Annotated in this window: 13 protein-coding genes; 7 read left to right on the plus strand and 6 right to left on the minus strand. The window is 70.2% G+C overall.

Translation table 11 applies throughout. The features are described from left to right. Positions 1 to 73 precede the first annotated feature (73 nt). The gene (locus OG698_RS37420) at positions 74 to 241 is read right to left on the minus strand and encodes a hypothetical protein (RefSeq protein ID WP_165914282.1); all 168 of its coding nucleotides are present in this window, start codon (positions 239 to 241) and stop codon (positions 74 to 76) included. A 220-nt stretch (positions 242 to 461) separates the two neighbouring features. Here OG698_RS37420 and OG698_RS37425 point away from each other — a divergent pair, with 220 nt between their 5' ends. The 3 genes from OG698_RS37425 (at position 462) to OG698_RS37435 (ending at position 3,355) form a co-directional block, all read left to right on the plus strand. After that, positions 462 to 974: a Clp protease N-terminal domain-containing protein gene (locus OG698_RS37425; protein ID WP_406111504.1), complete on the plus strand. Its 513-nt coding sequence runs from the start codon at positions 462 to 464 to the stop codon at positions 972 to 974. A 160-nt stretch (positions 975 to 1,134) separates the two neighbouring features. Next, positions 1,135 to 2,166: an EamA family transporter gene (locus OG698_RS37430; RefSeq protein WP_406108317.1), complete on the plus strand. Its 1,032-nt coding sequence runs from the start codon at positions 1,135 to 1,137 to the stop codon at positions 2,164 to 2,166. Between the two features lie 283 nt (positions 2,167 to 2,449). After that, positions 2,450 to 3,355 (plus strand): DMT family transporter, encoded by a 906-nt coding sequence (locus OG698_RS37435; RefSeq protein WP_406111506.1) that lies wholly within the window; start codon positions 2,450 to 2,452, stop codon positions 3,353 to 3,355. 75 nt (positions 3,356 to 3,430) lie between these two features. Here OG698_RS37435 and OG698_RS37440 read toward each other — a convergent pair whose 3' ends face one another. Beyond that, positions 3,431 to 4,129 carry a pyridoxamine 5'-phosphate oxidase family protein gene (locus tag OG698_RS37440; RefSeq protein WP_234374681.1) on the minus strand — a complete coding sequence of 233 codons (699 nt, stop codon included), beginning with the start codon at positions 4,127 to 4,129 and terminating at the stop codon, positions 3,431 to 3,433. Between the two features lie 35 nt (positions 4,130 to 4,164). Between OG698_RS37440 and OG698_RS37445 the strand changes: the two genes are divergently transcribed. Further along, positions 4,165 to 5,496, plus strand: coding sequence for an aminotransferase class I/II-fold pyridoxal phosphate-dependent enzyme (locus OG698_RS37445; RefSeq protein WP_406108318.1), 1,332 nt, complete (start codon positions 4,165 to 4,167; stop codon positions 5,494 to 5,496). Here the strand turns inward: OG698_RS37445 and OG698_RS37450 are convergent. Further along, a complete protein-coding gene (locus OG698_RS37450; RefSeq protein WP_406108319.1) occupies positions 5,487 to 6,512 on the minus strand; it encodes a DMT family transporter in 1,026 nt (341 codons plus the stop codon). The genes OG698_RS37445 and OG698_RS37450 overlap by 10 nt on opposite strands. 75 nt (positions 6,513 to 6,587) lie before the next feature. Here OG698_RS37450 and OG698_RS37455 point away from each other — a divergent pair, with 75 nt between their 5' ends. After that, the gene (locus OG698_RS37455) at positions 6,588 to 7,544 is read left to right on the plus strand and encodes a LysR family transcriptional regulator (protein WP_406108321.1); all 957 of its coding nucleotides are present in this window, start codon (positions 6,588 to 6,590) and stop codon (positions 7,542 to 7,544) included. Here the strand turns inward: OG698_RS37455 and OG698_RS37460 are convergent. Next, the gene (locus OG698_RS37460; RefSeq protein ID WP_399975703.1) at positions 7,541 to 8,008 is read right to left on the minus strand and encodes a pyridoxamine 5'-phosphate oxidase family protein; all 468 of its coding nucleotides are present in this window, start codon (positions 8,006 to 8,008) and stop codon (positions 7,541 to 7,543) included. The genes OG698_RS37455 and OG698_RS37460 overlap by 4 nt on opposite strands. A 124-nt stretch (positions 8,009 to 8,132) precedes the next feature. On the opposite strand from OG698_RS37460, the gene OG698_RS37465 reads away from it, so the two are divergent. Then, entirely contained in the window at positions 8,133 to 8,777 is a 645-nt protein-coding gene (locus OG698_RS37465) for a cysteine hydrolase (protein WP_406108323.1), read from the plus strand. 9 nt (positions 8,778 to 8,786) lie between these two features. Here OG698_RS37465 and OG698_RS37470 read toward each other — a convergent pair whose 3' ends face one another. Next, positions 8,787 to 9,245, minus strand: coding sequence for a Rieske (2Fe-2S) protein (locus OG698_RS37470; protein ID WP_406108324.1), 459 nt, complete (start codon positions 9,243 to 9,245; stop codon positions 8,787 to 8,789). A gap of 120 nt (positions 9,246 to 9,365) precedes the next feature. On the opposite strand from OG698_RS37470, the gene OG698_RS37475 reads away from it, so the two are divergent. Then, positions 9,366 to 9,491 carry a hypothetical protein gene (locus OG698_RS37475; protein ID WP_406111762.1) on the plus strand — a complete coding sequence of 42 codons (126 nt, stop codon included), beginning with the start codon at positions 9,366 to 9,368 and terminating at the stop codon, positions 9,489 to 9,491. A 954-nt stretch (positions 9,492 to 10,445) separates the two neighbouring features. On the opposite strand, the gene OG698_RS37480 is transcribed toward OG698_RS37475, so the two are convergent. Further along, a complete protein-coding gene (locus tag OG698_RS37480; protein WP_406108326.1) occupies positions 10,446 to 13,040 on the minus strand; it encodes an RNaseH domain-containing protein in 2,595 nt (864 codons plus the stop codon). Positions 13,041 to 13,111 lie beyond the last annotated feature (71 nt).

Consider the following 13,111-nt stretch of genomic DNA (forward strand, 5'->3'; position numbering starts at 1 on the left):
GGAAAGTAGCCGCAGGACCTCGAACATTCAATACTGATGAACTGTCAGAAGTGGGGGAGAGAGCAGGTCGTCGTCAGCCGAGCTTTTCGATGACCGCGGCGTCGAAGAGGTCCGACGCGCGCGGGAACGGCCCCTCGTCGTGGCAGTGCCAGGCGTCCCAGAACAGGTCGGCGAGCAGTGCGTCGTCGGGTGCGTACACCCGATACACGTACTGTCTGCCGTCGATCGCCGGCAGGGCCACGAGCCAGCACCTGCTCTTCATACTTGTGAAGGACGAGTTCCGTTATGTCTGCGGTTGCGTGAGGGGCGCTATGCAAGGCGGCGCGCGCCCCTCGGGGTAAAAAGGCGCGATCTCATCCGTAAGGAGGAGAACCCGCTCATGCGTGCCCACCCTGTGTCGGACGTGGAAATGCTTCCCGCCGGGGATGCCCGGCCGGACAGGGACTGATGAGGTGGGAGATGTGCAAAGCCCTACCCCGTCCGAGGCCGCGGCAAGCGGCCACAGCCGTGCAGATGTTGACGCCAGGCTCAGTCCCGAGCTCGCGTCGGTGGTGGCCGGCGCTCGCCGCAGAGCCGTCCGCGACGGGGACCGTCAGATCGACACCGCGCACCTCCTGCACTCGCTCCTCGAGTCCGACCCGCAGGTGCGCGAGGCCTTCGACGGCGGCCCGCAGCTGGCCCGCCTCCTCGGCTATCTCGTGCAGCGGAGCATCGGCTACGGCCTTCAGTGGCAGGGCACCGTCGAGGACTCGGGTGCCGTGCCGGTCGTGACGGGGCTCGGCTGGTCGCCCGCCGCGGCCGCCGCGATGGAGGCCGCGCTCGACCGCGCCGAGGGCCGCGGCGACCCGCGTGTGCGCGGCGTCGACCTCCTCACCTCGCTCGCGGCGGACCGGGAGTGCCGCGCGGTCGAGGTGCTCCGGCGGGCCGGGGTCGATGCGGAGAGCCTGCGGCGGCGTGTCGAGGCCGAGTGCTGAGGCGAGCGGTTTCGGGCTGAGGCGTGGCTTTGTGTTGAGGCTTGGTTCTGTTTGGGGGCGTGCCTCTTGAGGCCGTGCCCCCCGTTCGTCCTGCCCGGCGCGTCCGGCACGTGAGACAGGGGTCATTGGGGATGACGGTCATGACGCCGGCTGTCATGATGTGCCGGTGCATGCGTCTCAGGGGATTCAGGCGAACCGCGGGCGAGGTGTCGGACTGGGGCTCGCCCTTGTCTCGGCGCTCGCCTTCGGCGGTTCCGGTGTGGCGGCGAAGCCGCTGATCGAGGCGGGTCTCGACCCGCTCCACGTGGTGTGGCTGCGCGTCGCAGGCGCCGCGCTCGTCATGCTGCCCGTCGCCTGGCGACATCGCTCCCTGGTCGTCCAGCGGCCCGCGCTGCTCGCCGGTTTCGGCCTGCTCGCCGTCGCCGGTGTACAGGCCTGCTACTTCGCCGCGATCTCTCGTATCCCCGTAGGCGTCGCGCTCCTCATCGAGTACCTCGCCCCCGCGCTGGTTCTGGGCTGGGTGCGTTTCGTGCAGCGCAGGCCCGTGACGCGCGCCGCCGCGCTCGGCGTGGTCCTCGCCGTAGGCGGTCTCGCCTGCGTCGTCGAGGTGTGGGCGGGCCTCAGCGTCGACCTGATCGGCCTGCTGCTCGCCCTCGCCGCCGCCTGCTGCCAGGTCGGCTACTTCGTCCTGTCCGACCAGGGCAGCGACGCGGGGGACCGGGCGCCGGACCCGCTCGGCGTGATCGCGTACGGGCTGCTCGTCGGCGCCCTCGTCCTGACGGTTGTGGCGCGCCCCTGGGGCATGGACTGGTCCGTGCTCGGCGGCAGCGCCTCGATGAACGGCACCTCCGTGCCCGCGTGGCTGCTGCTCTGCTGGATCGTGCTGATCGCCACGGTCATCGCCTACGTCACCGGAGTCCTCTCCGTGCGCCGGCTCTCGCCCCAGGTGGCCGGGGTCGTGGCCTGCCTGGAAGCGGTCATCGCGACCGTGCTGGCCTGGGTGCTCCTGGGTGAGCACCTGTCGGCACCGCAGATCGTCGGCGGCGCGGTCGTCCTGGTCGGGGCGTTCATCGCGCAGTCCTCGGCCCCGGCGAAGCCCGAGGTGGTGGCCGTGGCGGGTGGGGCCGCCCCGAACGACGCGTCCCCGCAGTCGCCGGACAAGACGTTGTCCGGTCGCGGCAGCGCGAACTAAGGTGTTGATCATGCATTCACGCGCACTCGTGCTTCCGCCCCCGGCCGCGTAACGCGGGCGGTGGCCGTCCGGAGCATCGTGCTCCGGCGACCCATCTGACGAAGATCCGGCTCGGGACGACCCGAGCGGCTCACGGCTGCCCGCAGACGACAGTCCGTGTCCCTGCCCCGCCCCCGTCCGTGGGGCGCGGAGGCCATTCTTCGTGGAGAACCACGTGTCGCACACTGTCGCGGCTGACTCAGCCGACACCTCGTCCCGTACGTCGCCCGCCGGGGCAGCACCGCTGTTGCCCGTCGGGCGCGGGCTTCTCTACCTCGTCGTCGCCGGCGCCGCCTGGGGCACCGCGGGCGCGGCCGCCTCGCTGGTCTTCCGGGCCAGCGACCTCGGCCCCGCCGCCCTGTCGTTCTGGCGTTGCGTGGGCGGCCTCGCACTGCTGCTCGTGGCGCGGGCCCTGCGACCGCGCAGGACCCGGCCCGTGGTGGAACCGCGCCTGCGCAAGGCGGTGCGGATCGTCGTCACCGGGATCGCCCTGAGCGTCTTCCAGACCGCGTATTTCGCGGGGGTCCAGGCGACCGGACTCGCCGTCGCCACCGTGGTCACCCTGGGCGCGGGTCCCGTACTCATCGCCCTCGGCGCGCGCCTGATCATGGGCGAACGTCTCGGCGGCGGCGGGCTGCTGGCCGTTCTGGGCGCGCTCGCGGGCCTTGCTGTCCTGGTGCTCGGCGGCGGGGGCGCGGCCGTGCGTCCCGCCGGGGTCGCCTGGGCCCTGGTCTCCGCGGCCGGATACGCCGTGATGACCCTCCTGACGCGGTGGTTCGGGCGGGACGGCCGGTCGGGCGATCAACTCGACACGTCCGTCCTGACGTTCGCCGTCGCCGCGGTGAGCCTCCTGCCGCTCGGTGCGCTGGAGGGTCTGGTGCCGCACACCTCCCAGCCGCTCCAGGTGCTGGGGATGCTGGTCTACATCGCGTCAGTACCTACTGCGCTCGCCTACGCCCTGTACTTCTCGGGCGCCGCGGTCGTCAGGTCCGCGACCGTCTCGGTGATCATGCTGCTCGAACCGGTGAGCGCCGCCGTCATCGCGGTCGCGCTTCTCGGTGAGCGGCTGACCGCGCCGACGGTGGCGGGCACGGTCCTGATGCTGGCCGCGGTGACCGGGCTCGCCGTGGCCGAGGCGCGCGCGAGGTAGCCGGTGAGGGCGCCCCGGTGCGCGTATCGAAGCTCACCGGGGCGGGCTCGTCCCCAAGGGCGCCATGGAAGCGTCCTACAGACCCGTCAGGTAGTCCGGCACCGCGATGCCCGGCGCCAGGTCGTCGGCCGGGATCGGTGCGCCGTGGCCCTTGGTGAGCGGGACGACGCCGGTCCAGTACGGCAGGCCGAGGTCCTCCTCGTCGTCGTTGGGTCCGCCGGCGCGGACCCGCGCGGAGACCTCCGCGAGGTCGAGGCGCAGGACGGATGTCGCCGCGAGTTCCTTGTCGTTCCCGGGGCGCGAGTCCTGGGCGCGGCCCGGCACCACGTGGTCGACGATCGCGTCGAGCGCCGTGCGCTTCTCGTCGCGGTCGGTCACCTGGTGGGCGAGGCCGTGCACCACCACGGAGCGGTAGTTGAGGGAGTGGTGGAAGGCGGAGCGCGCGAGTACCAGACCGTCGACATGGGTGACCGTCAGGCAGACCTGCAGACCGGGGTCGGCCGCGCCCGCCATGCGCTGGACGCGCGCCCCCGTCGAACCGTGCACGTAGAGGGTCTCGCCGACGCGGCCGTACAGGGTCGGCAGCACGACGGGGGAGCCGTCGCGGACGAACCCGAGATGGCAGATGTACGCCTCGTCGAGTATCGAGTGGACCAGCTCACGGTCGTAGTACGTCCGCTCGCGCATGCGGGCCGGGACGGTGCGGTCGGTCGCCGGGTAGGAGGCGGAGGCGTCCCCGGAAGCGACGGTGCCGGGCTCGGATGCCACGCTCATTGCAAACTCCATTGCACTAGTGCATAATCTGCTTTGTGCTAGGAGAGTATCCGATCGAAGGACGGCGCGCAGCAGAGATTGCGGCCAGCGTGGAGCGCGCGGTGGGCGGAGGTGACCTGCAGCCGGGTCAACTTCTGCCGCCCATGAGGGAGTTGGCCCAGCATCTCGGGGTCAATCCCAATACGGTCGCGGCCGCCTACCGCACGCTCCGTGAGCGCGGAGTGATCGAGACCGCGGGGCGCCGCGGCAGCCGCGTGCGGTCCAAGCCGGCCACGACGGCGCGCGAGCTGATCCGCGTCGACGTACCGGCCGGGGTGCGCGACGTCTCGAACGGCAATCCCGATACGGGCCTGCTGCCCCCGCTGGCCGAGGCCTTCGCCTGGGCGGCCGCGCAGGGCGACAAGGCGCCCGTCCTCTACGGCGACGGGCCCCTGGAGCCGGAACTGGCACGCCACGCGCGCGTGGCCTTCGACGAGGACGGGATCCCCGAGGGGCCTGTCGCCGTCGCCTCGGGCTCCCTCGACGCCATCGAGCGGGTGCTTGCCGCACACCTGAAGCCCGGCGACGCCGTCGCCGTCGAGGATCCGGGCTGGGGCAGCATGCTCGACCTGGTCCCGGCGCTCGGGCTGCGCACGGTGCCCGTCGGCGTGGACGACGACGGTCCGCTGCCCGAGGAGGTGGAGCGGGCGCTGGGCGCGGGGGCGCGGGCCCTCGTGGTCACCGACCGGGCCCAGAACCCCACCGGCGCCGCCGTCACCGCGCCACGCGCGCGTGCGCTGCGCAAAGTCCTGGCGGCCCACAAGGACGTACTGCTCATCGAGGACGACCACGGGCACGGGATCGTCGACCTGCCGCTGTACCCGCTGGCCGGTGTGACGCGGCACTGGGCGTTCGTCCGCTCCGCCGCAAAGGCCTACGGACCCGACCTGCGGCTCGCCGTGCTGACGGGTGACGCGGTCACGGTCGACCGGGTGCAGGGGCGGCAGCGCCTCGGCCCCGGCTGGGTGAGCCGCATCCTGCAGCGGGCCGTCGCGCGGCTGTGGACCGAGGGGGCGGTGGACACGCGCGCCGTCGCCGCGTCGTACGGGCAGCGGCGCGACGCGCTCATCGCGGCGCTCGCCGAGCGCGGGGTCGAGGCGCACGGGCGCAGCGGCATGAACGTGTGGGTGCCCGTGCCGGACGAGACGGGGGCGGTGGCGCGGCTGCTGCACGCCGGGTGGGCCGTCGCACCGGGGGCACGCTTCCGGATGGGGGCGGCGCCCGGGGTGCGGATCACGGTGTCGACGCTCGGCGCGGACGACATCGGCCCGATGGCCGACGCCGTCGCGTCCGCCACCGGGCCGGCCCCCGCGCGCCGTTACGGCTGAGCGCCGCGCCGAGGGGTTCGCGCCCTGGACTGTGTGAGCGCCGCGCCCGCCAGCACGATCACCGCGCCGATCGGGGTGGACCAGGTCAGGGACTCGCCGAGCAGGGCGACCCCCGCGGCCGTCGCGATCACCGGGATGAAATACGTGACCATCTGCGCCGTGGTCGGACCGACCTCCGCCACCAGGCCATACTGGATGAGGAAGGCGAGGCCGGTGCCGAGTGCGCCCAGGGCGACGATCGCGAGCAGGGGCACGACCGGGAGGTGGGCCGGGAGCGTGGTGAACACCGGGGTGACGACGGCCAGTTGGACCGTGGCCATCAGGAGCTGCGCTCCCGAGAGCGACAGGTTCGAGTGGCCGGTCCCGGCCAGCGTGCGGCGCAGATAGATCCAGCCGACCGGGTAGCTCAGCGAGGCGAGCAGCGCCATCGCCGTGCCGGCCAGGTCCAGGCCGTGGAAGCCCTGCCACACGCCGAGGACCGTGAGCACCCCGAGGAAGCCGATGCCGAGCCCCGCGACCCGGCGGCGCGTGGGCCGGTCCTCGGAGAGCGCCACCAGCGACAGGGCCATGCCCCACAGCGGCGACGTCGCGTTGCAGATACCGGCCAGCGTCGACGGGATCGTCTGCTCGGAGAACGCGAACAGCGAGAACGGCAGGGAATTGAGCAGCAGCGCCGCCACCGCGATGTGCCCCCACGTCCGCAGGCCCCTCGGCAGCCGCTCACGCTTCACGGCCATGGCCACGGCGAGCACCGCCGTACCGAACGCGAGCCGCCCCAGCGTCACCTGGAACGGCGCGTAGCCCTCGGTGCCGACCTTGATGAGGAGAAAGCTGAAGCCCCAGATCAGCGACAGGACGCCGAAGCGGACGCGCCAGTCGAGAGCGCGGCGGGGGCGGGCTGAGGCAGGGGACTCGGTAGGGATCTCGGAAGGCGAGGAGACAGGGTTGTCGGCGGAGATCTCGGAAGGCGCGGGGGCCGGAGTCGCAGGGGGCGACGAGGAGGCGACGGTGCTCATGGGCGTAACGATGCCGCCCCGCAACCTCTTAGCACAAGCGAGACTTGTTCCCTGGTATCGCTTAGCATCACTTACATGTTGAACCTGGAGCGCCTGCGCACCCTCGACGCACTCGCCCGCCACGGGTCCGTCAGCGGCGCCGCGGCAGGGCTGCACGTCACGACGTCCGCCGTCTCGCAGCAGATGGCCAAGCTGGAGCGCGAGGTCGGGCAGCAGCTCCTCGCCAAGAACGGCAGGGGAGTGCGCCTCACCGACGCAGGGCGGCTGCTCGCCGAGCACGCCGGGCGGATCCTGTCCCAGGTCGAGCTCGCGCAGTCCGACCTGGAGGCGCACCGCGGGCAGGTCGTGGGGGAGCTGCGGATCTCCGCGTTCCCGACCGCCGCCCGCGGCCTCTTCCCGCGCGCCCTCGCCGCCCTGCGCGCGGAGCACCCCGGGCTGCGACTGCGTTCGCAGGAGCTGGAGCCCGAGCTGGGCGTCGCCGGGGTCGTGCGCGGAGACCTCGACCTGGCGGTCGTGCTCGACTGGTACAACAAGCCGATGCCGCTCCCCGACGGCCTCGTCAAGGCGGCGATCCTCGACGACCCCGCCGATGTCGCGATGCCGGCGGACCACCCCCTCGCCGGGCGCCGCGAGGTGGGCCTGGAGGACTTCGCCGACGACGAGTGGATCACGTGGGGCGAGGGCGAGTTCTGCCACGAGTGGCTGCTCTTCACGCTGCGCGCCAAGGGCGTCGAGCCCCGCATAGGCCATCGCGCTGCCGAGACCCACACCCAGCTCGGCCTCGTCGCCGCCGGACTCGGCGTGTGCGTGGCCCCGCTCCTCGGGCGCGATCCGGTGCCGGACGGGGTGGTGACCGTGCCGGTGCGTCGGCGCGTACGCCGGCACGTCTACGTCGTGTGGCGGGCCGACGCGGACCGGCGGCCGTCGATCAGGGCGGCGGTGAGGGCGCTCCGGAGCGTGGGCGCGAGTCTGGGCGGGGACGTCGCCCCAGGAGGTGGCTCCTCAGGAGACGGCTCCCCGAGTGAGAGCTAGAGCGACGCCAGCTTCCTGAAGTCCCACGACGCGATCTTGTCGGGCGTGAGCCGGGCCCAGGCGTGCCGGCCGTCGTGCACCATCTCGTCCATCGCGAAGTTCTTGCGGGCGAACAGCCGCTCGGGGACGTCCAGTTCGGGCACGGGCTCGCCGGTGCGCGGGCTCTCCCCGACGAACTCCACCGTGCCCGACAGCTCGGCGCCGCGCAGCTCCCCGTACTCCTCGCCCGCGTCGATCACGACGGCGATACGTGGGTCCTTGAGGAGGTCGGCCCAGCGGCGGCTGCGCGTGATCGAGTACAGCCACAGGCAGGCGCCGTCCCAGACGAACCACAGAGTGCTGACGTGCGGGGAGCCGTCGGGCGAGACGGTGGCGACGCGGCACGTGCGCTGGGATCCAAGAAACTCGTCCAGCTCGGCCGGCGTCATCATGATCTTGCGGCCCCGACGCTGTGTGACGGCCATGCGTACTCCCCTTCGAGCGCCTCTTGCTGACGGTGTGTCAGATCAGAAGCATGCGGTGTCTTCCCCTGCGACGCAATGGTGGCTAATCTCTCGCCGCTCAGGACGCCTGCGACAGGGGGACCCCGTGCCGTCGTACGAAGAGCTCGCCGAACTGCTCGATCCGGCCACCGCCGTACTGCTGACCGTGGAGTGCCAGCAGGGGGTCGTCGGCCCTGACAGCGCCCTGCCCGAACTCGCCGAGGAGGCCAGGTCGTCCGGGGCGCTCGGCAATGTGGCGCGACTTGTCGCGGGTGCCCACGAGAGCGGCGTACAGGTGCTGCACGCCGTGGCGGAGCGGCGGCCCGACGGGCGCGGTGCCAACCACAACGGACGGCTGTTCCGCGCCGCCGCGCGCCTGCCCGTACAGCAGATCTCCGGCACAGAGGCGGTCAGGATCGCGCCGCCCGTCGAGGTGGCGGACGAGGACATCGTCGTACGCCGGCTGCACGGCCTCTCGCCCATCGCGGGCACCGACGTGGACGCCCTGTTGCGCAACCTCGGCTGCCGGACGCTGATCGTCACCGGCGTCTCGGCGAACGTGGCCATACCGAACGCCGTCTTCGACGCGGTGAACCGCGGCTACACCGTCGCCGTGCCCGCCGACGCGATCGCGGGGGTGCCGTCCGACTACACCCCCGCGATGATCCGCAACACGCTCGCCCTCGTTGCCACCGTGACGTCCACACAGGACGTGCTCACCTGCTGGAAGCACCCGCGCCGAGGCCGCTGATCCGCGGCGCTACGCGAGCGTGATCGAGTCGCCGGAGACGGTGATCTCCTTGGCGGCCAGGGGCTGCGCGGCGGGCGGGTGCTTCACGCTGCCGTCCTCGATGGAGAACTTGCTGCCGTGGCACGGGCAGTTGATGGTGCCGCCCTCGATCGCGGTGACCGGGCACTGCTTGTGGGTGCAGATGTTCGTGAAGGCCTTGAACTCGCCCTTCTTCGGCTGCGTGACCACCACGCCCGCGTCACCGAAGATCTTTCCGCCGCCGACGGGGATGTCCGCGGTCCTGGCGAGTTCCTTCCCTGCCCCGTCCTTGGCCGCGCCGTCGTTGGCCGCGTTCCCCGCCGGCTCGGAGGACGACGAATCGTCCGAGCTCCCGCACGCGGTGAGCGCGGCGGCGATACCGGCGGCTCCCACGGCCGCGACGACGGTACGGCGGGTCGGGGCGGATACGGACTCGTGCGAAGCGGTCATTACTGGTGTTTCCCTTCGGTTCGAGGGGGATGGCACACACTCATACGGGCCGCCGGACCGGAACGTTCAATGCCGGATCGACTTTTCCTACGGCGATGATGTGTCGCCTAACCTGGGGCAATGCTCACCGAAGTCACGGCGACCCGCTATGTCACCCCGATGAGGGAAGGCGGATCACTCCCCGGGCTCGTCGAGGCCGACGATCTCGCCCCGTACGTCATGAAGTTGTCTACCTGGTGGCGCTGACCTGCATCGATGCGGCTGTGCCCACCTCTGACCTGCGCGGATAAGTCTTTCAGCGTCTTTCGGGATCGTGCTGCCTTACGCGGTCGATTCTCCCCACGCGCTCCCCAGGACCGTCGATACTCCCCAGATTCTCCCCAGGAAGACCGTCGTGGCGGGCTGTTGTGGAACGGGACGTCATTCCACCGGAGGCGCTGCCAAGGGCACGCTGAGTGACTGCCTGCGAGGCCAGGGCAGAAGCCTGGCGCCGAGCGGATGAGCGCAAAGCGTGAGTCTGACGCTGCCTGGGTAGGGCTAAAGTTCAAATCCCGCCGTTGGGGGCCGACGTCTTTCCGATGACGCACCACGTGGAGTGCGTCGCGATCCTTGAACCCATCGCAAAGGGTGCCTGACCTGCGGTTTTGGTTGATGTGCGCAATGTGCATTGTGTGCGTTACGGGCGATATCTTGACGCTGAAATGACGCTCCGCGAGGCGTCTGGACGCTCATATGACGCTCGTTCTGATGGGCCGTCAGGTCCGTGGCGCTGCTGGTCAGACAGTCTCCTGGCTGCACATGTGTTGCAGGGTGCCGGGAATTCTGGGGTGCCCAGCGATCCTTCTCGGCCACCTGCGCACAGTGCCAGTAGCTCCTTCGTGGTGCGGCACCAGCGAGGATCCGCGCGGGACTGCATCCCACATGTCGTAGGAACCGTCCGCGAGGTTGCAGCTGGTTCAGGACAATCCAGAAGGTCCCGTTCGGGGCCCGTGGTGTGAGGGTGTCTGGTGTTGGCAATACGCTCGTGATACGTCGTGACATCCCTGCGGATTGCTCCGGCGGGGCCTCTTCGTGCGGCTGGTCAAGAGGATGCAGCGTCCTTCCCTCCGGTTTCTGAAATCCGTGAGTCGTCGCTGCATTTCGCGTTCCCCTTGCCGGACTGGTTGCGGGCGACGGCGATATCAACGACCTGCCAACGCGTCAGGTGTTGGCAGGGTCCGGCACCGCGATGGGCGCTTCTGGTTCTTCGCTACTACGCCGGTAGTAGGGGTGGTCGGTATCGATCTGTTTCGCCAACCGAGAGGGCGAGGGTTCGGTTTGTCGGCCGTCCCAGCTGACACCCTGATTGATGAGGACGATCCCTCCCTTACCGATCAGATCCGCATCGGTGTTGTCCGCGGTGGGAATCACTGTGAGACGTACGGCTGTGTGCGCGTATCCGTTCTTCCTTTGCCGCTGGGCCGCTTCCGGCGCGAATCGCGAGTACTCCGCCCCGAAACGGCCGGGAGGGCCGGCGGCCCAGGCGCGCGGCACGGTGGTGAGGAGGAAGTCGGGGAGGTAGCTCGATCCGTCGTCGGACACGAGCTGGAACGGGCTCTCGGTGGTCTTCGTCCGCTCCCACTTTCCATTCTTGCCCCAGACGTAGCCGCCGGTCGGCCTTCCGATGCGTTCGATGTCCGTGATGGTGCGGACGACCGCGAGGGGGCGTTGGCGTCGGGGAAGACCATGGCCGGGGAGCCATGAAGCGGGCCTGGGCAGATCTACGGGTGGCTGCTGTCCAAGGTTTTCGTCTCGGAGGCCGGCCCAAGTGGGCTCGCTGGTATCGCCATTGACGTAGATGACCATAGAGGCGGCTTGAGGCAGCTGGGTACGTGCGGCCAGGAGCGCGGCTTCGGTGATCTGTGCTGCTGCCGATGCCTGATGACTTTCGTCTCCGATGGTGGGGAAGCTGGAGACGTCCAGTCCGAGGTCAGCGGAGTGAACGGCAAGTCGGGTCTTGCGGTAGGGCTCCCATCGCGAGGTGATGGGTGAATAGGCCCATGCAGTCCATGGCTCGGTCACACCGCCGACGGGCCGGATGGCTGTGAGCACGATGGTGAGCGGGGCGGGCTTGGTGTTCCGCTGCCCGTACTGGCGGGGCTGGGCGTGCCGTCGGATATGGATGCCGATGTGCCAGTAGTCAGGGAGCGGAATCTTCCCGAATGCGGTGCCGAGTCGGTGGTCGATGACACCAAGCCCGCGGAATAAGTCGCGGACGGCGTTCTCCGTGGAGTTGGCCAGGCCGCCCTCGCGCGCTTTGGTCTCTCGTTCGATGAAGTACGGCTTGCACGGCTCGCCGTTCTTTTTGACTGTGGGCACCGGAGGGGGAGCCTGTTTGATGTACTGCGAGCCGATCTCGAGCCTGGCGAGTGCTGCTTTGGATGGCCACTTGCCGTCCTCGGCCTCCGCTTTCACCTTCTCCTCCGGCGTGGGGTACTTCCGATTGGGGTCCCACTCTGTCTCGCAGATGGCGGCGATGACTCGGTCTTCTTGCTGGAAAGGTGCCAGAAGTTCGTCGAGTTGCTGCTGTCTGCGCTCCGCGGTGGCCGGCCCGTGTGCGAGGGCGCCCACCTTGTCCTCCAGGAAGAGCACGTCGACACGGTCGGGGATGACGTTGTCCTTCACATCGCCGTCCCAGGCAACGAAGTCGTCTCCCAGGTGCCACTGGCGTGCGATCTCCCGTTGGACACGAGAGCGGACTTCGTCGTTGTGGTAAAGCACCACAAGGAGGAGCCGGTCGATGCCTGCGGCGTCCATGGCGGCAGGAAGGTGCTCGGGCAGGATCGGCCCGCTCGTACGCACGCCGGTCTTCGTCGTGGGAACCGAGAGGCCCGGCACCTCGATGTAGACGGGGGTCTGGTCCCGGTATGCCTCACAGTGCTGGTCGATGTGGGACTCGATCCGCCGGAACATCTCCATTCCGTGGCCGCGGCCCAGGCCGGGTGTGGTGATGCTTTCGGGCGCCACGGCCCGGACAGCACCGAGCGGAGACCCGGCCGCAATGGCGCTCTCCTCCAGTTCGTCGGGGAATGGCGGTACACGGCGAGTCAGGCGCGGCAGTCCGGCCAGACGCCGACTGGCCGCTACAGCGGGCACGTTCAGGCGCCGATTCCAGAGTGGCCCATCGGTGTGGGCGGAGATGGCGAGCGGCTGGTCGGGATTGGAAAGCAGGACCGTGGCGACGCCGTACCAGCGGTTGGCCAAGAGTGTGGTGACGGCGTTGACGGTGACGGCGTGCCGGGCGGAGTGCCCTGCGGCTGCGGTTCCGATCTTGATACGTGGCAGGAGGCGGTGCAGCCGTCCCTCTGCGTCCGGTGCGCTGGGCAGCTCGTGGCCGATGGCAGCGAGAGTCCCGTCGGTGCAGAGCACGAAGCGGGTCGGCTCCTTGCCTCCGAGCTTCCATTCGATGGCGGCCAGGTCCTCGGCCAGGCGCCAGCGGGCCAGTTCACCGGGCCACCAGGTCAAGGTGCGTCGTCCGGCCACGGAACGGGGGAGGGCTGGGTAGGGCAGGGCTGGTGCTGCTGCGATCAAGTCGGCCAGCTGCAGGACGGCTTGGTGCCCTGGCCCGTCGGGGAGGAAGGCTTCGCCCCAGTAGGCAAAGACGTCACGCCGGTCTTCGTCGGTCATCTCGGCGGCGGTGAGGAGCTGAGCCTGTTCGTTGCTGACGTCCCAGCGTGCCCAGGTGCCCAGCACAGCGCGCAGGATGGCTTCGAGGGCTCGGTACGGCGGCTGGACGTCCTGCTTCTTGTCGCCCACACGCTCTTTGTATGCGCGGCACATGTCGTGCCACAGGCCGAGTGCGTCGGGGCCGGGGCGGTAGGCGAAGA

Source organism: Streptomyces sp. NBC_01003 (assembly GCF_045162695.1).
Taxonomy (GTDB): domain Bacteria; phylum Actinomycetota; class Actinomycetes; order Streptomycetales; family Streptomycetaceae; genus Streptomyces.